Origin of the sequence: Tenacibaculum sp. M341, assembly GCF_004337695.1 — a bacterium.
Classification (GTDB): Bacteria; Bacteroidota; Bacteroidia; order Flavobacteriales; family Flavobacteriaceae; genus Polaribacter.
Window position 1 is genome coordinate 19236 of sequence record NZ_SJXJ01000015.1, and the last position, 24723, is coordinate 43958.

General features: G+C 30.5%; 20 protein-coding genes. 17 read left to right on the top strand and 3 right to left on the bottom strand.

The features are described 5' to 3' along the window. Positions 1-13: 13 nt before the first annotated feature. A complete protein-coding gene (locus EYW44_RS15965) occupies positions 14-1570 on the bottom strand; it encodes a hypothetical protein (RefSeq protein ID WP_132724878.1) in 1557 nt (518 codons plus the stop codon). Positions 1571-1607: 37 nt separating this feature from the next. After that, on the bottom strand, positions 1608-3197 hold the full coding sequence (locus tag EYW44_RS15970; RefSeq protein WP_132724880.1) for a peptide chain release factor 3: 1590 nt from the start codon (positions 3195-3197) through the stop codon (positions 1608-1610). 207 nt (positions 3198-3404) lie between these two features. On the opposite strand from EYW44_RS15970, the gene EYW44_RS15975 reads away from it, so the two are divergent. Beyond that, entirely contained in the window at positions 3405-3809 is a 405-nt protein-coding gene (locus tag EYW44_RS15975; RefSeq protein WP_132724882.1) for a group III truncated hemoglobin, read from the top strand. Here EYW44_RS15975 and EYW44_RS15980 read toward each other — a convergent pair. Next, the gene (locus EYW44_RS15980) at positions 3793-4137 is read right to left on the bottom strand and encodes a hypothetical protein (protein WP_132724884.1); all 345 of its coding nucleotides are present in this window, start codon (positions 4135-4137) and stop codon (positions 3793-3795) included. The two genes, EYW44_RS15975 and EYW44_RS15980, sit on opposite strands and share 17 nt — an antisense overlap. A 130-nt stretch (positions 4138-4267) precedes the next feature. Between EYW44_RS15980 and EYW44_RS15985 the strand changes: the two genes are divergently transcribed. The 16 genes from EYW44_RS15985 (at position 4268) to EYW44_RS16060 (ending at position 24719) form a co-directional block, all read left to right on the top strand. Continuing rightward, positions 4268-6283, top strand: a complete 2016-nt coding sequence (locus EYW44_RS15985) for a VWA domain-containing protein (protein ID WP_243643680.1) — start codon at positions 4268-4270, stop codon at positions 6281-6283. After that, positions 6283-6462 carry a CPXCG motif-containing cysteine-rich protein gene (locus EYW44_RS15990; RefSeq protein WP_132724886.1) on the top strand — a complete coding sequence of 60 codons (180 nt, stop codon included), beginning with the start codon at positions 6283-6285 and terminating at the stop codon, positions 6460-6462. The genes EYW44_RS15985 and EYW44_RS15990 overlap by 1 nt, the downstream gene beginning before the upstream one ends. Continuing rightward, on the top strand, positions 6462-6857 hold the full coding sequence (locus EYW44_RS15995; protein WP_132724969.1) for an acyl-CoA thioesterase: 396 nt from the start codon (positions 6462-6464) through the stop codon (positions 6855-6857). Before EYW44_RS15990 ends, EYW44_RS15995 begins: the two co-directional genes overlap by 1 nt. A gap of 41 nt (positions 6858-6898) precedes the next feature. Then, positions 6899-7729, top strand: coding sequence for a prohibitin family protein (locus EYW44_RS16000; protein WP_132724888.1), 831 nt, complete (start codon positions 6899-6901; stop codon positions 7727-7729). A gap of 181 nt (positions 7730-7910) precedes the next feature. After that, entirely contained in the window at positions 7911-10208 is a 2298-nt protein-coding gene (locus EYW44_RS16005) for a chondroitinase-B domain-containing protein (RefSeq protein WP_132724890.1), read from the top strand. A 15-nt stretch (positions 10209-10223) separates the two neighbouring features. Continuing rightward, entirely contained in the window at positions 10224-11261 is a 1038-nt protein-coding gene (locus tag EYW44_RS16010; protein ID WP_132724892.1) for a polysaccharide lyase family 7 protein, read from the top strand. 43 nt (positions 11262-11304) lie between these two features. Continuing rightward, the gene (locus EYW44_RS16015) at positions 11305-13584 is read left to right on the top strand and encodes a heparinase II/III domain-containing protein (RefSeq protein ID WP_132724894.1); all 2280 of its coding nucleotides are present in this window, start codon (positions 11305-11307) and stop codon (positions 13582-13584) included. Positions 13585-13590: 6 nt separating this feature from the next. Beyond that, positions 13591-13938, top strand: a complete 348-nt coding sequence (locus tag EYW44_RS16020) for a cupin domain-containing protein (RefSeq protein ID WP_132724896.1) — start codon at positions 13591-13593, stop codon at positions 13936-13938. 364 nt (positions 13939-14302) lie between these two features. Next, positions 14303-17362: a SusC/RagA family TonB-linked outer membrane protein gene (locus EYW44_RS16025; protein WP_132724898.1), complete on the top strand. Its 3060-nt coding sequence runs from the start codon at positions 14303-14305 to the stop codon at positions 17360-17362. Positions 17363-17374: 12 nt separating this feature from the next. Then, positions 17375-18820 (top strand): RagB/SusD family nutrient uptake outer membrane protein, encoded by a 1446-nt coding sequence (locus EYW44_RS16030; RefSeq protein WP_132724900.1) that lies wholly within the window; start codon positions 17375-17377, stop codon positions 18818-18820. 16 nt (positions 18821-18836) lie between these two features. After that, positions 18837-19766, top strand: coding sequence for a PKD domain-containing protein (locus EYW44_RS16035; protein ID WP_132724902.1), 930 nt, complete (start codon positions 18837-18839; stop codon positions 19764-19766). A 271-nt stretch (positions 19767-20037) separates the two neighbouring features. After that, positions 20038-20736, top strand: coding sequence for a FadR/GntR family transcriptional regulator (locus EYW44_RS16040; RefSeq protein ID WP_132724904.1), 699 nt, complete (start codon positions 20038-20040; stop codon positions 20734-20736). Positions 20737-20928: 192 nt separating this feature from the next. Further along, positions 20929-22203 carry an MFS transporter gene (locus EYW44_RS16045; protein WP_132724906.1) on the top strand — a complete coding sequence of 425 codons (1275 nt, stop codon included), beginning with the start codon at positions 20929-20931 and terminating at the stop codon, positions 22201-22203. A 27-nt stretch (positions 22204-22230) separates the two neighbouring features. Beyond that, entirely contained in the window at positions 22231-22995 is a 765-nt protein-coding gene (locus EYW44_RS16050) for an SDR family NAD(P)-dependent oxidoreductase (protein ID WP_132724908.1), read from the top strand. Between the two features lie 23 nt (positions 22996-23018). After that, a complete protein-coding gene (locus tag EYW44_RS16055) occupies positions 23019-24041 on the top strand; it encodes a sugar kinase (protein ID WP_132724910.1) in 1023 nt (340 codons plus the stop codon). Positions 24042-24050: 9 nt separating this feature from the next. Continuing rightward, entirely contained in the window at positions 24051-24719 is a 669-nt protein-coding gene (locus EYW44_RS16060) for a bifunctional 4-hydroxy-2-oxoglutarate aldolase/2-dehydro-3-deoxy-phosphogluconate aldolase (RefSeq protein ID WP_132724912.1), read from the top strand. The last annotated feature ends 4 nt before the right edge of the window (positions 24720-24723 follow it).

The window sequence follows — 24723 nt, forward strand, 5'->3', positions numbered from 1 at the left end:
TTATTCTTTTGTTTTATTTTGAAATATTTGTAAGCGTAGCAAAATTAAAACGTATTCCTACATTTATATTTGTACTGTTTACATTTCCGAAGGGAGCGTAAAATTTCCCACCAGAAGTTGTGATTGTAAAATTATTATTAATGTTAAAATTAAAACCTACAGTTGGTCTTATAACAATACCTTCACCTGTATCAACACCAGCACCACCAGCGGCACCACCTGTAAGATTGATAAAAGCGTTCATTTTGTCGTTTATAAAATTATTAGTTTTAAAACCAACTCCTACTAATCCGTGTGCATAACCTCCAGATCTACCGCCATAAGCAAAACCAGCTTCACCAATTAAATAAATGTTTTTAAAAACATCATAGTTAAACTGAATGGCTAATAATTGTAAATCGGCAGCTAAAATATTATTAGGATCATCTGTTTTATTAACTTTAAAGTAGGTTTGATTTTCTAAAGCTACACTAATTCCTTGTGCTTTAAAGTTGGTTGATTTATTAGTGTTTTTAGTTCCTCCACTCAAATTCATATATTTTAGACCAAAACCTAAAGTATACGCTTCAAAATCACCATCTAAAGCACGATAGTAACCTCCATGACCACTAATAGCTAAATTGTCAGATAATTTAAAATCTAAGCCAGCAGAAGGGTAAATGGTTAAACCGCCTTCAGGAGCTATGCGTCCGCCCGCTGCTCCAATAGCTAATTTGGTAAATAAGTTAATATGTTCTGATTGATAAGGGTGATAACCAGCACCTACAAATAAATCCATAAACCCAGCTCTTAAACCTTTGTATATAGCATCTGTGTGAGCAAAAAGAAAAAGATTGTCTTGTACATATTTTTGGTATTCAAATCCTAACACATATAACGTTTCATCAAGAGTTGACCTATTGTCTTTTTTTGAATCACCTATTGGATAAAAGAAATCGAACCTAACTTGTTGTGTGTTTTTTACCGATGGTTTGTTCCAGAATGAATCTTCAGTATTATTGTTATTCACAAATTTCTGAAGAGAGTTTTTATAGTTTGTATATCTTAACGATGTTGGAATTTCAACAAATAACGAAACAGCATTATCTTTAATACTTCCGGTAAAAAAGTCTAAATGGCTATACTGTAAACCAAAAGAATATCCGTTTTTTTTATATTGAAGTCCAATGTTAGTATTGTAAAAAGCACCATCATTAATCAGAATTCTATATCCGCCGCCACCTCCAAAGTGAAAGTTAGCATCAAAAAAAAGGTTTTTATAAATTTTAGTATTTACTCCAAGTTCAGCACCAAGAGTAAATAGTCCGCCTTGATCACCAGTAATGGCATAATGAAACCCAGCACCACCATACAACCAATCATTAAAAGGAATCTGATAATGAAGTCCAATTAATCCCATATTAGGTTTTAAATTAGGGAAATCATCAGTAGGCATTGAAATTGACATAAAATTCATTCGAATTTTATTGTTTAATTCTTTACCATCCAAGTCGGCTGTATTTTGTCCCAATAATAAAGAACTAGTAAATATTGCTATTAAACTTATTAATAAACGTTTATTTGGTGTCATAAAAATTATAGTCAAAAAAATATAATTTACTTAGTTATTACTCAAATTCACTAGTGAAATGTAACTTAACAGATGGATATTTGCTTTGTGTCATTTGTATAGTGAAAGGAGAATCGGCTAAGAAAACCAATTGACCTTGTTTGTCTTTTGCTAAATAACGCTGTTTTACACGTTTGAATTCTTTAAATTCTTCATTTTTTTCATCTTCTGGTTGTACCCAACAAGCTTTGTGAACAGAAATGTTTTCATAAGTACATTTTGCTCCGTATTCATGTTCTAAACGATATTGAATAACTTCGTACTGTAATGCACCAACAGTACCAATAATTCTTCTACCATTCATATCTAAGGTGAATAACTGAGCAACACCTTCGTCCATTAATTGATCTAACCCTTTATATAGTTGTTTTGCTTTTAATGGATCCGCATTATTTACATATCGGAAATGTTCAGGAGAAAAACTAGGAATTCCTTTAAAATTCATTTTTTCCCCCTCAGTTAAAGTATCTCCAATTTTAAAATTTCCTGTATCGTGTAAACCAACAATATCACCAGCAAAAGATTCTTCAACGATTTCTTTTTTCTCGGCAAAAAATGCATTTGGACTAGAAAACTTTACTTTTTTATTATTTCTTACATGTAAATAAGGTGTGTTTCTTTTAAAAGTACCTGATACAATTTTAACAAACGCTAAACGGTCTCTGTGTTTAGGATCCATGTTGGCATGGATTTTAAATACAAATCCAGTTAATTTATTTTCTTTAGAATCAACTAAGCGAGTATCAGACATTTTAGGTTGAGGATCTGGAGCTATGTCAATAAAACAATCTAATAATTCTTTTACTCCAAAATTATTTAAGGCAGAACCAAAAAAGACAGGTTGTAAATCACCACTTTCGTAAGCTTTCTGATCAAATTCAGGATATACACCTTCCACCATTTCTAGTTCTTCTCTAAGAGTTTCAGCAGCATCTTTACCAATCATTTCATCTAGTTCTGGTACGTTGATATCTGTGAATTCAACTCCTTCACTAACTGTTTGTTTATTATCAGCAGAAAAAACATTGATTTTCTTTTCCCAAATATTATAGATTCCTTGAAAATCGTATCCCATTCCAATAGGAAAAGATAGAGGAGTAGTAGTAAGCCCTAATTTTTGTTCAACTTCATCTAATAAATCGAAAGCATCTTTACCTTCACGATCTAATTTGTTGATAAAAACAATAATAGGAATTTTACGCATTCTACAAACTTCTACTAACTTTTCAGTTTGTGGCTCAACCCCTTTGGCAACATCAATAACTACAATAACACTGTCAACAGCCGTTAAAGTTCTAAAAGTATCTTCAGCAAAATCTTTGTGACCAGGAGTATCTAGAATATTTATTTTTTTGTCTTTATAATTGAAAGCAAGTACAGAGGTAGCAACAGAAATACCACGCTGACGTTCTATCTCCATAAAATCGGATGTTGCTCCTTTTTTTATTTTATTACTTTTTACAGCTCCAGCTTCTTGAATAGCCCCTCCAAAAAGTAATAATTTTTCTGTTAATGTTGTTTTTCCTGCATCTGGGTGAGAAATAATACCAAACGTTCTTCTTTTCTGTATTTCTTCTAAAAAACTCATCTATAAAATTTGAGGGCGTAAAGATAAGTTTTAAAAGAAAAAGAGCAAAGGTTTTCTGTGTTTATCGATTGATTTTGAAAGTGGTTGGTATTCAGTAATTCTTTGTTTAAAAAAATGAGTGTATTAAGGATAAAAAGGCATGTTTAGGTAAATAATTTTCGCTGCATCATTAAAAATTAAGATTTTTACATTGTTTAATTATTGATGATGGATAAAAAAGAGATAGTTGGGAGGGAAGAAGTTTTTTTATTAGTTCATACTTTTTATGAAAAAATAAAGAAAGATGATTTATTAGGAGAGATTTTTACAAAAACAATTCCAGTAGAAGAATGGAATGATCATTTAGAAAAATTGACTGATTTTTGGGAAACTAATTTATTTTTTGTCAGAAAGTATAAAGGGAATCCAATTGAAAAGCATCAAAAAGTAGATGAAAATTTCAATGCTCTTATTTCGCAAGAACATTTTGGACGTTGGTTGCAATTATGGTTTCATACGATTGATGAACTTTTTTATGGAGAAAAAGCACATCAAGCAAAAGAAAGAGCACGAAATATAGCATCCATGCTCTTTTTTAAAATTTTTGAAAACAGGCCTAGTAAAAAAGCATAATACCTTGGTAAATAGCTAAAAAACTATTGCCTAAAACGCTTATAATACAAGCCCACGCAATGTATTTAAATGGACTTTGACTAAAAGCTGCTGCGTTGGTTCCCATAGCAGCAACACAACCAAATATTAATGGGAAAAAAGAAATATCGTTATAGATAGATAAAGCAACACTTACGGATGCTATCATAGTATTTATCATTATTAATACAATAGTAATACCGATGCTGTTATCTTTCTCTTTTTCTATTTTTCTGTTAATTAAATCAATTATTGTAGCTTTTTTATTGTAAGTATTTGATCTAATTTCGGTGTTATTTATAGTAATCATAATTGTTATATTTTACTACAAAATTAGCGGTGGAATTCTTCTTAAAATATGATTAAAATCATATTCTCTAAAAAAAGAAGTAAAGTAATTAGAAGGAATTTTAATATCTTCACATTTCAAAAGCAAAACATTGTCTACAATTACACTATTATATATCATTATAGCCGTTTTAATTAGCGTTGCAATTAGTTTTTTTCAGTATTTCTTTAAAGTTAAAAAAGCCCCAAAACATCACATATTTTTATTTGTTTTAAGAACTTTTGCTATTTTTTTATTGTTGTTATTACTAATTAATCCCAAATTAAAAATAACAGAAATCCAAAATGAAAAGCCAAAACTTTCAGTATTAGTAGATAATTCTTTATCAACTAGTTTTTTTAAAGAAGAAGAAACAGTTAAAAGTATTCTTGAAAAATTTCAAGAATCAAAAGAGTTAAAAGAGAAGTTTGATCTGAACTTATTTACTTTTAATGACAAAATATCTCCTTTAGATAGTTTAAGTTTCACTAATAGTAAAACCAATATTGCCAAAGCAATTACGAATGTAAATAGTTTACAAAAAGATGATTTAGGTGGAATTGTTTTGATTTCTGATGGAAATCAGACCATTGGAAATGATTACGAATATGTAAATTCAAAAAAAAGCATATATCCCTTGGTTATTGGTGATACCACTGTTTATGAAGATTTAAAAATATCGCAACTAAATGTAAATAAGTACAGTTATTTAAACAATAAGTTTCCTGTAGAAGTATTTGTAAACTATGAAGGTAAAAAAGTGATAAATCCTACTTTTTCAATATATAAATCAGGGAAAAGAATTTTTACGAAAAAGTTGACTCTTTCGCCAACTAACTCTTCTCAAGTTGTAACAGCTGAGTTTACTTCGGATAAAGAGGGGACACATTATTACAGTGTTGGTATAGAAAAACTATCTCAAGAAAAAAATACAAAAAATAATTCTAAGAGTTTTTCTGTAGAAGTTATTGATGAACAAACCAAAGTATTGGTGTTGACTTCTATTATGCATCCAGATGTTGGAGTTTTTAAAAAATCAATAGAAACGAACAAACAACGTAAAGTTGAGATTGCTCAGGTAAATTCTTTTAAAGGAAATATAAAAGACTATCAATTTGTGGTTTTTTATCAACCAAACATTTATTTCAAAAAATATTTAGAGTCATTTAATTCTAATTATTTAATTGTGACTGGTTCCAAAACAGATTGGAATTTTATCAATTCTTTAGATTTAGGTATTCACAAATCATTTATACATCAATCTGAAGACTATAACGCTTCTTATAATTCAAATTATTTAACTTATATTCAGGAGGATATTGGTTTTGGTGGTTTTCCTCCTTTAACGGATAAATTTGGAGCTGTAAATGTAAAAGAGAATCAATCATTATTATTTCAAAGGTTAAAAGGAATTACAACTCAGGCACCGTTATTAACTACTTTTGAAAAAGGAGAGGATAAATACGGAATTTTACTTGGAGAAGGTATTTGGAAATGGAGGTCTTCTAGTTATTTAAAAGAAAGTTCTTTTGAGGTATTTGATGAGTTTATTAATAATATAGTTCAGTTTTTAGCTTCAAATAAAAAAAGAAAAAGATTAGATGTAAAACTATCTAATTTATATTTAGCTAATGAAACAATTGTAGTTTCTGCTTTGTATCTTGATAAAAATTATAAGTTTAATGATAGAGCTTCTTTACAACTAACGTTGGTGAATAATGATACTAAAGAAACGAAAGTGTATCCTTTTTCGTTGGTGAATAATTCATATCAATTAAAAATAAGCGGTTTAAATTCTGGAGATTATTCTTACAGTGTTAAAGTAGCGAATCAAAAGATATCTAAATCGGGTGTATTTAAAGTAGCAGATTTTCAAATAGAAGAACAGTTTACAAACGCTAATAAAAAGAAGCTACTTGCTTTAGCTGATAAAACAAAAGGGAAACTGTTTTATAAAGATCAACAAAACGATTTATTAAAAGAGTTGATTGCTGACAAAAATTATTATTCGATTCAAAGATCAATAGTAAAAGAAGAAAGTTTAATTCATTGGAAATGGATTTTGTTTATTATAGTTACTTTGTTAACTATTGAATGGTTTGTTAGAAAATACTACGGAAAAATATAATGTTTGAACATTTTTTTCAATGCCCATATTGTTGGGAGCAGATATCGATGTTATTAGACAGAAGTATCTCTGAGACTTATATAGAAGATTGCGAAATATGTTGTAATCCTATAGAAATTACTACATATTTTGAAAATGAAGAATTAATAAATTTTGAATCAAAAAGTATAGAACAATGATGAGATTTCATACCCGAAAGTGGGTAAAACCAGAAGATTTAAATCCGAATGGATCTCTTTTTGGAGGGCGATTATTGCAATGGATAGATGAAGAAGTAGCTTTATATGCTATTATTCAGTTAGAAATACCTAAAACTGTTACAAAATTTATGTCTGAAATAGATTTTGTAAGCTCAGCAAGAAAAGGAGATATTATTGAAATAGGAATTGAAGTAAAAAAGTTTGGAAGAACTTCTATAACTTTAAGTTGTAAAGTGCGTAATAAATTGACTAGAAAAGATATAATTACGATTGATAAAATTGTAATGGTAAGTTTAGATGATGAAGGAAATCCGATACCACATGGTAAAACAGAAATAGAATACGTAAAAGATAGATTAAAGAAAGAAGAATAATATCTATTTGTATAAATTATAATCAATTCAATTTAAATAAAATGTCAAGACAACAACCAGAATTTAGCTTTCCAAAAAGAGGAGTATTAGTAATTCCGTTGCTAATATTCATATTTATTCTTTTTGCAAAATCAACCGTGACTATAAAATCAGGTCAAGCAGGAGTTTTATACAAAACCTTTGGAGGAGGAGTAGTTATTGGTGAAACTTATGGAGAAGGTTTTCATTTAGTGGCACCTTGGAATGAAATGCACGTATATGAAGTAAGACAACAAGAACTTTTTGAAAAAATGAAAGTACTATCGTCTAATGGATTAGAAATTCAAATTGATGCATCAGCTTGGTATCAGCCAGTTTATCAAGATTTAGGAAAATTGCATAAAACATTAGGTGAAAATTATTTACAACGTGTGATTCAGCCAGCAATTAGATCTGCAGCCAGAAGTGTTGTGGGAAGATATACACCAGAACAATTATATTCTAGTAAAAGAGATGCAATACAAGATGAAATTTTCACAGAAACAAAGAAAATCTTAGAAAAACAACACGTACAGTTAAATGAAGTTTTAGTAAGAGATGTTACTTTACCATCAACTATTAAAGAAGCTATTGAGCGAAAGTTAAAGCAAGAGCAAGAGTCTTTAGAATACGAGTTTAGATTGGTAACAGCTCAAAAAGAAGCTGAAAAACAAATTATTGAAGCGCAAGGTAAGGCAGATGCAAATAAAATTTTGAGTGCTTCTTTAACAGATAAAATTTTACAAGATAAAGGTATTGAGGCAACGTTAAAATTAGCGCAATCACCTAATAGTAAAGTTGTTTTAATAGGTGCAGGAAAAGACGGAATGCCTATTATTTTAGGAAATCAGTAAGCTTGATAATTTTAATACTATTTATATAAAACTACCTATTATGGGTGGTTTTTTTATTTATATATGTTGATTATTAGTGGTTTATGTTTATGGTTGTGAATTAATTAGAGAATGAAGTAAATTTTAATAAAAAAGCATTATTTTTGGTGAACCAGATTGGTTTACCAGTTAAAATGTATTTATGAAATCAAAACTTCTATTACTAATTATTGTATGTTTTCTTTTTTCATGTGAAAAATATACGAATTCTATTTTAGTTTCCAATGTATCAGAGTTAAATAAAGCAATTGAAAATTCAAAACCAGGAGATTATATTGTTTTAAAAAATGGAACTTATGCTAATGCAGAAATAAAGTTTTATGCTAATGGAAAAAAGTTTAAACCAATAGTATTAAAAGCAGAAACCCCAGGTAAGGTTTTTATAGAAGGAAAATCTAATTTGACGATTGGAGGAAATTATTTAGTAGTAAGAGATTTGTATTTTAGAAATGGGTATACACCAACTAAATATGTTATTAGGTTTAAAGTTAATAATGATAAAGTTGCTTTTAATTGTAAGGTAACTAATTGTGTTATTGATGAATTTACACAATTAGACAGAGATAAAACTGATCATTGGGTTGAGTTTTGGGGGCAAAATAATGAGTTGAGTAATAGCTATATTGCTGGGAAGTCAAATTTTGGTCCAACCGTAATGGTTGTTTTAAAAGGAAATCAGCACATTAATAATCACCATCAAATAATTAATAATCATTTTGGACCACGACCAAGAAAAGGAGGACCACATGGCGAAACTATGCAAATAGGTGATAGTGGTACCTCTATGGTACCGTCTTATACAAATGTTGAAAACAATTTTTTTGAGCGTTGTAATGGAGAAGTAGAGATTATCTCGAGTAAATCTAATTTCAATAGATTTAAAAATAATGTGTTTTTTGAAAGCGAAGGATCTTTGGTGTTAAGACATGGAAATTACGCTAACATTGATGGAAATGTTTTTATAGGTAATGATAATTCAAGGTTTATAGGTGGTATTCGTGTAATTAATACAGGTCATTGGATTACCAATAATTATTTTTATAAGTTGAAAGGCAGCGAATTTAGAGCTCCGATTGCTGTGATGAATGGAATTCCAAAGTCTCCATTAAACAGGTATAATCAGGTGACAGATGTTGTAGTTGCTTATAATTCTTGGGTTGATTGTCCAAAACCTTGGTTTTTTAGTGTTGGCTCTAATGTAAGTCAAAGTGATGTGTTGCCTAAATCAGAAATTAGATCAGCTAGACCAATTAGAACAATTTTTGCTAATAATTCTATTTACAATTCAAGAAAATCTGAATATCTTATTCATAATTACGATAAAGTCGATGGAATATCATTTCAAAACAATATTACCAATTACGAAAACAAAAGTAAAGTAACGTCCCCTGGAATCTCAAAATACGATTTTTCATTAAAGAAGGTATCAGAAAACTTTTTTGTGCCTAGAGAAAATGATGTAAAGGTTTACGAAGGTTTCGATTTTAATAATATAAAAACGGATTTATTAGGTACGAGTAGAAGTGTAAACAATAGTGTAGGAGCTATTGTTAATCCTATAGCAGAAAATACTGTTTTAATTAAAAGAGATACTTACGGAACTTCATGGTTTTCAAAAAATAAAGATACAGTTGTACATAAAAATCATATTGTAGCTTCTTCAGATGAATTAGTTTTAGCTATTAAAAATGCGAATTCAGGTGATACAATTAGTTTAAAATCATTGAAATATGAGATAAGCGCTTCTTTAATTATTGACAAAGAGATATCCTTAAAATCTACTGATAATAATCAAAAGTCTACAATTCATTTTACATCAGAAAAAACGGCTTTTAGATTGTTACCAAAGGTAAAGCTAAGGTTAGAAAATGTAATTATTGAAGGAACTAAAACTCAAAATGCATTCATGACATTAGATAAAAATATGTCTAAAGCATATGATTTATTTATTAAGAATTCTGAGATTTCAAATTTTAAAAGTGTGTTAGAGGTATCTAAAGGATCTTTTGCAGATACAATTTTTGTAGCCAATGCTACTTTTAAAAATAATATTAGTGGATTTAATTTAAACAAAGAAACCAATAATAAAGGAGATTATAATTCAGAGTTTGTAACCATTCGAAATTCTACTTTTGAAAATATTTCTGAAACAATTTTAGACTATCACAGAGGAGGATATGATGAATCTACAATTGGAGGAAATTTAGTTTTCGAAAATAACACTGTTACAAACTCAGGAAAAACATCTGAAAATAAAATTTTAATAAAAAATAGAGGAATTGTCAATTTAGAATTAAAGGATAATACATTTAAAAACAATACGGTAAAAATAATCGCAATTCTTTGGGGAGAAAAAGGGCAAAAACCATTGAACAATGTCATTGAAAATTCTGGAGAAATTAAAGTAGTACAGAATTTAAAATTAGAATTAATGTATTAATCAAGCAACAACTAAATGAACAAACCAATTTATATTTTACTATTATTAGCAATCATTGTTAATGGTTGTAAAAAAGAACAAGAAACACAAAACAATAAAACTAAAACAGTCATTCCAAAACAATATCCAAGCGCTATTTTATCTCATTTAAGTGAGATGAAAATATTATTAGGAAATGGAAAGACTGTTAAAGATTTAGAGAATTTTGAAAATAATAAATACTTTTTTATTACAAAAGAAGATGGAGAAAATTGGGTCGTATTTAAAACTCCAAATTCCGGTATTACATCTAAAAATTCTAAGAATACCCGTACTGAATTGCATCAAAATAAAGAGTGGACTCCAGAAACCGGAGGTAAATTAACAGGAACATTAAAAGTAAAACACGTTTCTACATCTGGAGATGCAAGAGTAGGAGCTTCTTTTTCTGTAGTTGTAGGACAAATTCATAGTGGAGAAGGTCATAAAAATGAACCTTTAAAAATTTTCTACAAAAAGTTTCCAGGACACAAAAAAGGTTCGGTGTATTGGAATTATGAAATCAATACTAAAGGAAGTAATTCTGAAAGATGGGACCATTCTACAGCAGTTTGGGGATATGACATGTCAGTTGTTGGTGAAAAGTCAGATGTTTACCCTCAAGAACCATCAGAAGGAATAGCATTAGATGAAGAGTTTTATTATGAAGTAAATGTGCATAAAGGTATTATGTATTTGACTTTTAAAAGTAAAAATCATGAAACAAAAACATTTACAAAAAGTTTAATTGATTCTGATTTTAAAGAAAAATCAGACATACCAGAGAAAGTTAAGAAGCAATACGCTGTTATTGATAGAGATGGAGTAGAGCAACCAAATGCCTACAAAAACGAATTGCAATACTTTAAACAAGGGGCGTATAATCAAACAAATGGTAAAAATCCTGAAACTAATTTAGTTTGGAGTACTGGAGCAAATATTTATAATGGAGATTTAGAAAAACAATATGCTAATGGTAGTTATGCCGAAGTATGGTTTAAATCGGGAACTCTTGGAGAGGGAAGTTTACCTTAAATCATAGACGAACTAGGTTACCAATTCCTAAATACAAATTAAGATGAAACTTAATCTACTATTAAAGTTTGCTTTGTTGTTATTTTTATTAACTAATGCTACTATAAACGCTAGTTTTCAGCAAAAAAGAGAACTTTTACAAAGCCATCCAAATTTAATTTTAACAAAAAAAAGTGTTTTAGAAATAAAAAGTCAATTAGGAAACGTTCCAGTTTTTGATAAGACCTTAGAAAAAATAAAGAAAGAAGTGTCTATAGAAATAGAAAAAGGAATTAAAGTTCCTGTACCTAAAGATTTGGCTGGAGGATATACGCATACACAGCATAAAATAAATTATGCAACCATGCAAAAAGCTGGTGTTTTATTCCAGTTGTTGGCTGACGAAAAGTATGCTATTTACATACGAGATATGTTGTTACAATATGCTAAATTGTATCCAACTTTAAAAAGACATCTGCTATCTAAAAGTTATGCAAAAGGTATGTTTTTTTGGCAGTGTTTAAATGATGCTAATTGGTTAGTGTACACAAGTCAAGCATATGATTGTATATATGATTGGTTGTCAAAAGAAGAAACAGTATACTTAAATAAAGCATTATTTAAACCTTACGCAGATTTTCTGTCCATAGAAACACCACAATTTTTTAATAGAATACACAATCATTCTACTTGGGGCAATGTTGCCGTAGGTATGATTGGGTTGGTAATGAATGATGAAGAATTGGTGAAAAGAGCATTATATGGTTTAGATCAACGTTCAGAAAACTTAAAAGCAAAGGATAATGATGGTGGTTTTATATATGATAAGGACGGAAAAGCTGGTTTTTTAGCAAATTTAGAAGCTCCTTTTTCTCCTGATGGTTATTATACCGAAGGTCCGTATTATCAACGTTACGCTATGTATCCTTTCTTAATATTTGCAGAAGCTCTTCAAAATAAAAAGCCTGAATTAAAGATTTTTGAATACAAGAACGGCGTTTTAATAAAAGCAGTTAATGCATTATTAAATTTAACGGACAAGAATGGAGTTTTTTTTCCTTTAAATGATGCTCAAAAAGGAATGTCTTATTACACATCTTCATTGGTCTCAGCTATCGATATAGCTTATTATTTTGGAGGTAAAAATCCTGAATTATTATCAATAGCTAAAAAGCAAAATAAAGTTCAGTTAGATATTACAGGATTAAGTATTGCTAAAGCTTTAGAAGCACAAAAAGAAAAAACATTTGTGAAAAAATCTTTAGAGCTGTCAGACGGAGCAAAAGGAAATGAAGGAGGTATTGGTATTTTGAGATATGAAAAGAATGAAAAGACTTTAGCACTAGTTTTTAAATATACAGCCCAAGGTCTGAGTCATGGTCATTATGATAAGTTATCATTTTCATTGTACGAAAACGGAAATGAAGTAATACAAGATTATGGTTTTTCTCGATTTGTAAATGTTGAGCAAAAAAATGGAGGAGGTTATTTAAAAGAGAACAGCACCTTTGCAAAGCAAACAATAGCACATAATACTGTTGTTCAAGATGAGGCTTCTCATTTTAAGAATAATTATGAAATAGGGAGTAAACATCATTCAGACAAATATTTATTTGATGATTCTAATCCAAATTTTCAGATTGTTAGCGCCAAAGAACAAAATGCATATTCAAATACAGAGTTGCATAGAACTATGATGATGGTGAAAGAAAAAGAATTGATAAAGCCTTTTATAATTGATGTTGTAAAAGTTACTTCAACGCAAAACCATACCTACGATTTACCATATTACTATCTAGGTCAAATTATTCATTCAAGTTTTAGAACAAATGTTTATAAGAGCCAATCTACTTTAGGTAAACGTTATGGTTACCAACATCTTTGGAAAGAGGCTACTGGTAATTCTCATGATTCAAGTACTCAGTTTACATGGTTAAATAATAAAAAATTTTACACGATAACTTCAGTTACCAATAAAGATGATGAAATTATTCTGGCAAGAATAGGAGCTAATGATCCTCAATTTAATTTGAGAAAGGATCCTACCATAATTTTTAGAAAAGAGAATGAAAACAATGCTCTTTTCATGAGTATTATAGAATCGCACGGAACATACAATCCAGTAACAGAAAAAGCTAAAAATGCTTACAGTAAACTTTTGAAGATTGAAGTATTAGTTGATAATAGTGATTATTCATCTTTTAAGATTCATTTTAAAAATGGAAAAGAGAAAATACTAATACTATCAAACAAAAATAATAGAGAAAACAAAAAGCATTCAATAAGAATAAATGATAAAAAATATTCTTGGAAAGGTGCATATTATTATAAACTTTTAAAATAGATATAAATGAAAACTTTTGGAGCAAGTAAAGAATTTTTAATGGCTGATGATTTAGAATGGGAAGTAGTTGGAGAAGGAGTAAAAAGAAAAATTATGGGGTATGATGATAAAATTATGTTAGTAGTTGTTGAGTTTGATGAAGGAGGAATTGGATACAAGCACGAGCATCATCATTCACAAGTTACTTATGTAGAGAGTGGAGAATTTGATTTTTCTATAGGAGATGTAACTAAAACCGTTAAAGGAGGAGATTCTGTATACATTCCACCTCATGTTTTACATGGAGCAGTATGTACAAAAGCAGGTACATTAATAGATGTTTTTAGTCCAATGAGGGAAGATTTTATGGAATAATGTATTTTGATTGTGTTATAATTAGGATTTTGATAAAATATTAGGCTTTTTTTTAGGTAATTATTTTTTTAAGAGAAAAAAAATCATATATTTGGTAAACCAAATTGGTAAACCAGTTTGGTTAGCCAGATAAACTAAAAAAACAAACAATGCCAAATTTGAATTAATTAACATCAAAAAAAGGATAGGTTCGCGGCTATCCTTTTAAAATACTTCGTCTCAAGGAAGTATCACTAACACATAACTTTAAAGTAAGCGTAAGCAGTTCAAAAGTAGTAAAACTAATTTTAGTGGATACATATTTTGAAAACTTATTTTGGGTTATGTTAATTGAAAAGCCAACTTTTTAACACAAAAGACCATTATGAAATTAAAAATAACATCACTTATACTAATGTTTGTGAGTATTTGCCTTTTTTCACAGAACAGCTATAAGTTGACAGGAAAAGTTACATCAAAGGCAGACAACCAACCGTTACCAGGGGTAACATTAAGAATAGCCAATACATTTAAAGGAGTAGAAACAGATTTTGATGGGAATTTCTCGTTATCTGTAAAAAAAGGAGACGTTTTAGAGTTTTCTTTTATAGGGTATGTTACCCAAAAAATAACAGTAAACAATCAAAAAACCTTAAACATAAGCATGGTAGAAAATGCTACTGTTTTAGATGAGGTTATAGTCATCGGTTATGGTTCTCAAAAGAAATCTCATAAAACAGGGGCTATATCTAAGGTAAAAAATGAAAAATTAGATCAAGTAGCTGTTTCTAGGGTAGATGATGCTTTGATTGGTCAAGTTTCAGGTGTAAATATTCAAGCAACATCAGCAGAAGCAGGTGCTGCACCTACAGTTACTATTAGAGGTTTTGGCTCTGTAACTGCCGATTCTGGTCCAGCAGTTGTAGTAGATGGTTTGGTTGTAAATGCTGATTTTTTAGGAAACCTTGATATGAATGATGTAGAGTCTTTCGAGATTTTAAAAGATGCGGCTTCAGCAGCTATTTATGGTAGTGAAGGGTCTAATGGTGTTATTTTAATTACAACAAAAAGTGGTAAAGCAGGAGAAACAAAATTTAGCTACGATACCTATACTGGTTTAAAAGAAGCTTTCGGTAGCGATGCTTACAGAAAAAGTGTTGCTAATTGGGCTGCTAAAGAATTAGCAGAAACAGGTGCGCTTTCAGAGCGTACTCAGTATATGCAACTATTGGTAAATACTCTTGGTGTAGATAGAGATTGGCAAGATGTATTTTTTGACGGAGGAGTAATTACAAGTCATTCTTTATCAGCAAGAGGAGGAACAAAGAAAACAAAATTTAGTACTTCATTACGATATTTACATGATGAAGGAGTTGTTATTACTGATGATTTTAGATCGTATTCGGCAAAAGTAAAAGTTGATACCGAATTAACTAAAAATTTAAAATTCGGAATCAGTGCTACACCTTCATATTCAAAGAGAAGAGCTTTACCAACTTCTATACACAATCCTATCAGGCAGTCTCCATGGTTACCAATTTTTCATTCAGAAGAATCTTTACAATTTATTGATAGAGCTCGTTACCCATATGTAGGTGTAGGAGATTATTTTAGAGAAGATCATTTATTAGATAATTTCAATGGATTATCAAGACCAAGAACATCGGGTGATCAGAATGCTTATGCTCAATATGTAGAAAGAGAACACTATGAGTATAAAACAAACTTATTAGGATCGATGTATTTAAAATATAAGATTTTAAAAGGTTTGGTAGCTACAACATCACTTGGTATTACTTTAGAGCAACGCAAAAGAACTAGATGGAATGGTACTGAACATCATGCAACCGCAAGTAGAGCTTCTTACGAACTACAAAATAGATATAGAACGAGAGTAATCTCAGATAATACATTATCTTATAACAGAGAAATAGGAGAACATGAATTTAATGTATTGTTAGGAGCCACTATTCAAGCAAGAAAATCAGAAAACAGTATTGTAGAAGGTACAGGTTACAGTAACGATTTATTAAAAAATTTACAAGGAGCTACAACGATTTCGGAGTTTGAAGAGATAAATGTTTTAAGAAAGAAAATAGGATATTTTGCAAGGGTGAATTATGCTTATGCAGACAAGTATTTATTCAGTGCTTCATTTAGAAGAGATGGTAGTTCTGTTTTTGGAATAGATTCAAAATGGGGAAATTTCCCTGCGGTATCTTTTGGTTGGAATGTATCTAAAGAAAACTTTTTAAAAGACAATAGCATTGTAAATAATTTGAAATTAAGGGTGAGTTACGGATTTACAGGAAGTGAGAACTTTAGTGTAGGTAACGATTTAATTAATGCGTGGCCATACTTAGCCTTATTAAATAATTCTAATGGAATTGTTAATGGAAGTACTGTAGCAGGTGTTTCTGCACTAAATATTGCCAACACTTTATTACAATGGGAGGCTTCTGAAGAATTTAATCCAGGGTTAGATTTTGGTTTCTTAAAAAATAGAATATCAGGATCTGTAGATTATTATAAAAGAACGAGTGATAAACTTTTATTAGAAAACCCAGTTTCATATGTAACAGGATTTAATACTGGTATTGTAAACTTAGGTGAAGTAGAAAATAGAGGATGGGAACTAGAGTTAAGAACGAAGAATATTGTTAATGAAGATTTTTCTTGGAAAACAACTTTAATTGCGTCAACAAATAAGAATGAATTAATCAGTTTTGGAGAATCAGATGGCGCGCTATTGGAAGATACCTATGGAAGGAATTCTCAATGGATTAATTCTGTAGGTAATCCAATATCATCTTTTTATGGTTTTGTTGTAGATAAAGAAATTGAAAATCAATATTGGGATTCTCCATATTTCCCAATTAATGGTCAATCAGAAGATGTAATTGTAAAAGATTTAAATGGAGATGGATTAATCACCGATGCAGATAAAACTATTTTAGGAGACCCGTATCCAGATATTATATGGAGTGTTACTAACGAATTTAAGTTTGGTAATCTTGATTTTTCTTTCATGGTACAAGGAAGTCAGGGAGCTGAAATAAAAAATATTGGAGATCAGTATTTTGGAACTCATTGGCAAGGAGCAACTTTAGATGCTCAACAAGTTGTTGACGATGGTATTATACCAGATGTTTCTTTTCTTCAACAAAGAGTATTAACTAATGATGTTATTCAAAGTGCTGGTTATTTTTCGTTACGAAATGTAAATATAGGGTACAGTTTACCAAAAGATCTTGTATCTCAACTTAATATAGATGGAGTTAGAGTTTATGCCACAGGTCAAAATTTATTGTATATAACTTCAGATGATTACAAAGGTTTTAACCCTGAATTTATTGATGGTTCTAATCCAAGAGCCTATGGATCACAAAGAGCAGGAACTCCTTTATTTAGAACTATGTCTTTAGGTTTAAACATCAAATTTTAAAAAACATCAATCATGAAAAATTTAAAATATTTAATTTTAGTTATAGCAGGTTGTCTTTTCTTTTCATGTGATACAGAAGAGTTTTTAAACCCATTACCAGACTCAGCAATTGTTGTAGAAGCTTTTTTTCAAACAGATGAAGATGTGTTAGCTGGTATTATAGGAATTTACGACGCTATACAAGGTGTCAATGAAAATACAGAAACAAGTCTTGTAAGATCGAACAGAGGTGTGCAGTTTGAGTATATGCTTACAGAAATGCGTTCAGACAATACAAGATCAGCTACCAACGAAGGATCTAAAGCAGATTTTCACAGATATATCGTAGATGCAAATAATGTTCAGTCAGAAGATTATTATCAATCTATGTATGAAATTATTTTTAGAGCCAACAATGTTTTACAATATGTAAATGTTGCAAATCAATCAAACAGAGCTAAATATTCAGGAGAAGCTAAATTTTTAAGAGCTTATGCTTACTTTAATTTAATACGATTATTTGGAGATGTACCATTGGTAACTTCAGTAGTTGGTCCGGAAGAAAAAGAAAAACTTTTTACAAGAATAGACAAGGCGACTATTTATGTTCAAATAGCAGAAGATTTATTAGAAGCTATTGGTACTTTAGATAACACATATAAAGCAAGAGCATCTAAAGCAGCTGCACAAGCACTTTTAGCCAAAGTATATTTAACACAAGATACACCTAATTATGCTGATGCAAGAAGTTTATGTGAAGCAGTAATGAGCAGTGGATTCATGTTGCAGCCAAATTTTAGAGATGTTTTTTACAATGAGTTAAATAGCGAAATTATTTTTGCAATTCAATACAATGCAGGAGACGCATTAGAAAGTCAAGGTTTTTCTGCTGAGTTTACTTCATTTATTCGTCAAGGTAGAGAAGACGGACTAAACATTATTAATGATAATTTAATTACCGATTTTGCTTCAGCAGGAGGTAATAGAACAGCTGAATCTTATGTTACTTTAGGAACATCAAATGAAGTAATTAAGTTTTTGCCTGAAGGTTCAGACATAACAGTTCCTTCCTATGGAGCAACTCCAAGAGATGCAGGAAATGATTGGATTATTTTACGCTATGCAGATGTACTTTTAATGCATGTTGAAGCAATTATGGCAGGTGCCTCAGGTACTTCAACAGGTAGTGCAATTGATTCTTATATGGAAGTAAGAGTAAGGGCGGGTTTCGATCCAATTGCCGATCGCCCAACATCAATATCTAAAGAAGATTTATTAAGAGAGAGAAGGGTTGAATTGGCTTTTGAAAATCATAGATTTTTTGATTTATTAAGATTTGGTGTAGCTGATGCAGTATTAGGTGCTCATGCGGCAGATATGGGATATACAGGATATGATTCAAGAGATTTATTATTACCTATTCCTGCTAGAGAAATTAATTTAAGTGGAGGTATTTTAAATCAAAACCCAGGATATTAAATAAAACTTTATAGACATGAAAAATACAATTAAAAATTTACGTAAAGTAGTTGTTCTATCTATATGCATAGCAATATCAATGCTTTTTACTAATTGTGAAGACGATTTTAAATTCGAATTACCAGAAGCTAACTCTATAGAAGATACCGAATTACCAGAGGCTAATTTTTCATACATTCCAAATGCAAGTGATTTTACACAAATAGAGTTTAAAAATCTTTCATTTGAATCTACTACCTATGTATGGGATTTTGGTACAGGAGATACTTCTACAGAAAAAGATCCTGTTTATACTTTTACAGGAGGTGAAGGAACTTACACTGTATCATTAACAGCAAGTGATGCAAATGGTGCTTCAGATGTAGTTACTTACGAAGTAGAAGTAGTAGATGTTTTTGTACCAATTACTCCAGAAATTGTAAACGGTGATTTTGAAGACAATACTGATGGGTGGAAAATAGCTGCTTTTACAGGCGGAACAACAAATCCTTTTAACTCAAGTAGTGATGGATCTTGGATAAAATATGACGGATCTGATAACGGTGCCAAAACAAGAGGTGCAAAATGGACTAAATCTACATCGGCTGGCGTGTATCTTAGTTCCAGTACAAGATATGCATATCAGGCAATTACAGTATCGCCTAATACAGAATATGTTTTAGAGTTTGAGTATGCAATTAAAGACGATGGAACGATTGCTGACGGAGGAAATAGAATAGTAGGAGAAATTTTAGATGGTCATTTTACTGATGGAGTAGATGCTGTTGCTAGTTCTAATGCTGGTCCTTTGGTTAGGCACGTTGGAGATACAGCTCTAGGTAAAACGAGTTTTACAACGGTAGAAGCTAGATTTACTTCAAATGCTTCAGGTGAAATTTCTATATGGATTTATGGGGTAACTGATGTAGATGCTTATCTAGATAATGTAAAAGTGACACCATTTTAATTGAAAGGAAAGTATGGAATTTAACTTTTTCATACTTTCTATTTATAAAAACGAAATTAAAGTACAAGAATAGTTTTCTTTTTTAGATGAGTTTAATTTTTAGTTTTTGATTATTAGTGTTTTACATTGTTTTGTGAATTGTTTTATTGAAAGGGAAACATTTATAAAATATATTAAATATTAGTAACATTTTATATTTGTCAACACAATTAGATTTTATATATTTATCGAAGAAAATCTGGTTAACCAATTTTTAAATTAAATAAAGACAATGAAGATAGAAGTACTTACTAAAAATGAAAATCAAGATGTTCAGAATGCGATAATTAAAGGAATTAGAGATTTAATTAATTATAAAAATTTAGAACCTGGTGATAAACTACCATCTGAAAGAATGCTTTCAGAAAAGTTTGGAGTAAGTAGAAGTAATGTAAGAGAAGCAATTCAGAAATTGGAATTTTATGGAATACTAAAATCTAGACCACAAAGTGGAACTTTTGTTAATATTGGAGTAATTGCTCTTAATGGAATGATTGAAGATATACTAAGATTAGAAGAACCAGACTTTAAATCTTTAGTAGAAACAAGAATTTTATTAGAACTTAAAACGGTTAGATTAGCAGCTTTAAGAAGAACAGAAGAAGACTTAGTGCAAATTAAGGAAGCTTTAAATGCATATGAAGCCAAAGTAATAAATGGAGAAGATGCAGTTCAAGAAGATTTACTTTTTCATTTGGCAATAGCTAAAGCCAGTGGTAATAGTTCTATGAATACATTTATGCTAATTATTACACCTGAAATTATTACAAACTTTGAAAAATATCATGTTTGTGATAAAAATTTAGCACAAGAAGGAATTGTTGAACATAAAGAGGTTTACGAAGCCATATTAAAGCAAGATCCAAAGTTAGCCAAAGAAAAAATGAAAGCTCATTTTAAAGCATTATACCAATATTGTTACAGCGTTTAAAAATTAGAAGATAAGAGGAACTAGATACTTTTCTTAATACATAAAAAACAAATTTTTTAATCTAAAAAAAATAAATTAACTAAGTAAATTTTTACTTAACAGGAATCGTATTGACTTTATTTAAAGTAAAATGCGTGTGAATGAAAACATTTGCACAGGGATTCTAATGCCTAAAATAAACTAAATTTTAAAATGAAAATTAAAGGACTCAGATGGTGGATTATTCTACTAATATTTATTGCCACTGTTATAAATTATATTGATAGGACTGCTTTTGCACTTTTATGGCCAAAAATGGGGAAAGACTTAGGTATGGATAAAGCAGACTATGCCAATATGTTAAATGTTTTTATGGTGACTTATGCAATAGGAAAATTTGCATCTGGAAAATTATACGATAAAATAGGTACACGTTTAGGATTTACAGTATCTATTATAGTATGGTCTTTTGCTTCTGCATTCCATGCATTTGCAAGAGGTGTTTTGTCGCTATCAATTTTTAGAGGTCTTTTAGGTCTTGGTGAAGCAGGTAACTGGCCAGGTGCTGTAAAAAGTAATGGAGAGTGGTTTCCTGTTAAAGAAAGAGCAATTGCTCAAGGAATTTTTAATGCAGGAGCCTCTATTGGTAATGTAATAGCACCATTTGTAATAGTGTTTTTGTATTCAAGATTCGGATGGAAAACAACCTACATCATTTTAGGTAGTATTGGAGTCTTATGGGTAATTCCGTGGTTATTCTTAAATAAATCTACCCCAGAAAAACATCCTTGGGTAACACAAGAAGAACGTGATTTAATTATGTCTGATAGAATTGATAAAGAAGAACCTTCATCCAAAGGAGAAAGTTTACCCGTATCAAAAATATTGAGTTATAAACAACCTTGGGGAATCTTGTTATGTCGATTTTTTATAGAACCTATTTGGTGGTTTTTTGCAGGATGGATGCCAATTTACTTGAATGGTAAATTCGGATTAAGTATTGAACAAATAGCAGAAACTATGTGGATTTCTTACTTAATGGCTGCTGCTGGTAGTATTTTAGGAGGAATGTTTACAGGACAATTGATGAAAAAACGTTCTGTTGATTTTTCAAGAAAAGCTACCATTACTCTTGGAGGTATTATGATTTTAGTAGCATTTGTTTGCATCATAACTTTAGTACAAGAAGGAGACTTTATGAAGTTTATCTACTTTGCAGGATTGGCTTTGTTCGGTTTTCAGTTTGCCATAGGAAATATTCAAACGCTTTCAAGTGATTTATTTAGAGGTCCATCTGTAGGAACGTTAGCTGGTTTAGCAGGAACCGTAGCAGCGGTTTCTCCAATAATAATGAATTGGTTTGTAGGACAAATTACCACAGCTTCTTACACACCAGCATTTGTTGCAATATGCGTTTCTGTAGCCTTAGGAGTATTCTCAATTTTCTTCTTTATCAAAAAAATTGAACCAGTAATAAGTAAAAACTAGAAAAACAAATAATTAAAAATATCAAAAATGAGTAAAATAGTAGATAAGATAGCAGTAATTACCGGAGCCACAGGTGGTATTGGTTATGAAGTAGCGAAAAGATTAGGGAGAGATGGATATACTGTAGTTTTAAATGGTATTGAACATGAAATAGGAGCTGAAAGAGTAAAAGAATTAACAGCTGAAGGAATTTCAGCAGAATATTATGGATTTGATGTTACGAAAGAAGATGAAGTAACTAAAAATATTAACGCTATTGGCGAAAAGTATGGTAAAATTGATGTACTGGTAAACAATGCAGGAGGTTTAGGAGGAAGATCTAGATTTGAGGAAATGACGACTGAGTTTTACAGGTTTGTGATGGCTCTTAATTTAGATTCTGTATTTTTTGCTTCAAGAGCAGCAATTCCTTTCTTAAAAAAAGGAGAGAATTCAACAATTATTAATTATACTTCAAATGCCGGATGGAATGCTGGCGGACCAGGAGCAGGAATCTATGGAACTTCTAAAGCTGGAGTTCACGCGATCACAAGAGCTTTAGCTAAAGATTTAGCTGAGTATAATATTAGAGTAAATGCAGTATCTCCAGGTACTATTGATACTCCATTCCATACTCAAATTAAATCAACAAAACCAGAAGTATTTGCATCTTGGAAAAACAATATTATGTTAGGAAGATTAGGGCAGCCAGAAGAGGTAGCTTCTGTTGTTTCTTTCTTAGCTAGCAATGATGCTGCTTTTATTACAGCAGAAACCATTCAAATTGGTGGAGGGCAAGCTTTAGGTATTTAATATGCTGATTCAAACAAAAACAGATGAATAAAATAGTAACATTTGGAGAAATAATGTTACGCCTATCAACAGAGCGTCATTTACGTTTTATACAGGCAAAAACTTTCGCTGCTTCCTATGGAGGCGGCGAATTTAATGTAGCTGTTTCTTTAGCAAACTATGGTTTTGAAACCGATTTTATTACCAAAGTACCGAATAATGATATTGGTGCTTGTGCTGTAAAAGAAATGCGAAAGCTAAAAGTTGGTTTAGATAATGTGGTGTATGGAGGTGATAGGTTAGGAATTTATTTTTTAGAAACAGGAGCTGGTACTAGAGGCAGTAAAGTAGTATATGATAGAGCTAATAGTTCTTTAGCAAATTTAGAGGAAGGTGAATTTAACTGGGAAGAAATATTAAAAGAAGCAACTTGGTTTCATTGGAGTGGAATAACACCAGCAATTTCTGAAAATGCAGCTAAAGAATGTTTAAAAGCAGTAAAAGCCGCCTTTAAACTGGGATTAAAAATATCATGTGATTTAAATTACAGATCTAAATTATGGAAGTATGGCAAAGAGCCTAATGAGATTATGCCTGAGCTTTTATCGTACAGCCATGTGATTTTAGGTGATATAGATACAGCGTATTTTATGCTTGGAAAAAATAAAACCCAACCAAATTATCAAGATCAAAAATCTCTTCCAGCTTTATATGAAGCCCTTTTTCAATATTGTCCAAATTTAGAAGTGGTAGCTACTACATTGAGGTATTCTGTAAGTGCTTCGCATCAAAGAATTGGAGGTGTACTGTTTGATGGTAAAACAATTTATAATGCAGCAATAAAAGAAGTAACACCTGTAGTTGATAGAGTAGGGAGTGGCGATGCTTTTATGGGAGGTTTAATTTATGGACTATTAACGTATACAAAAGATTTACAAAAAGCCTTAGATTTTGCAGTAGCAGCTTGTTGTTTAAAGCATACCATTTCTGGAGATTATAATTTGTTAACCATAGATGAGGTTGAAAAAATGATGCAAGGAGAAGCAATAGGAAAAGTAGAAAGATAATAAAGTATTATGAGTCAGTTTTCAAGATTAGAAGTAGTACAAACAATGCAAAATACTGGAATAGTTCCATTATTTTATCATAAAGATATTGAGGTAAGTAAAAAAGTAGTTACAGCTTGTTATAATGGAGGTGCAAGATTACTTGAATTTACAGCAAGAGGTGATTTTTCTCATGAAGTTTTTGGTGAATTAGTAAAGTATGCTATTAGAGAATTACCAGGAATGATTATGGGAGTAGGTTCTATTACAGATGCAGCAGCGGCTTCTCAGTTTTTAAATTTAGGAGCTAATTTTATAGTAACTCCAGTATTAAGAGAAGATATAGCCATTGTTTGTAATAGAAGGAAAATTTTATGGTCGCCAGGTTGCGGCTCTTTAACAGAAATAGCTAAAGCCGAAGAGTTAGGATGTGAAATTGTCAAATTGTTTCCTGGTGGTATTTACGGACCAGAGTTTGTAAAAGCGATCAAAGGTCCTCAACCATGGACAAGTATTATGCCTACAGGAGGTGTTGCTCCAACAAAAGAAAGTATAGAGGCATGGTTTAAAGCAGGAGTTACTTGTGTTGGTTTAGGATCTAAATTAATGATTAAAGATGCCAATGGTAATTTCGATTATAAGAAAATAGAAGAGGCAACAAAAAATACTTTAAATTTTATAAAAGAGTTTAAATCGTAGCATT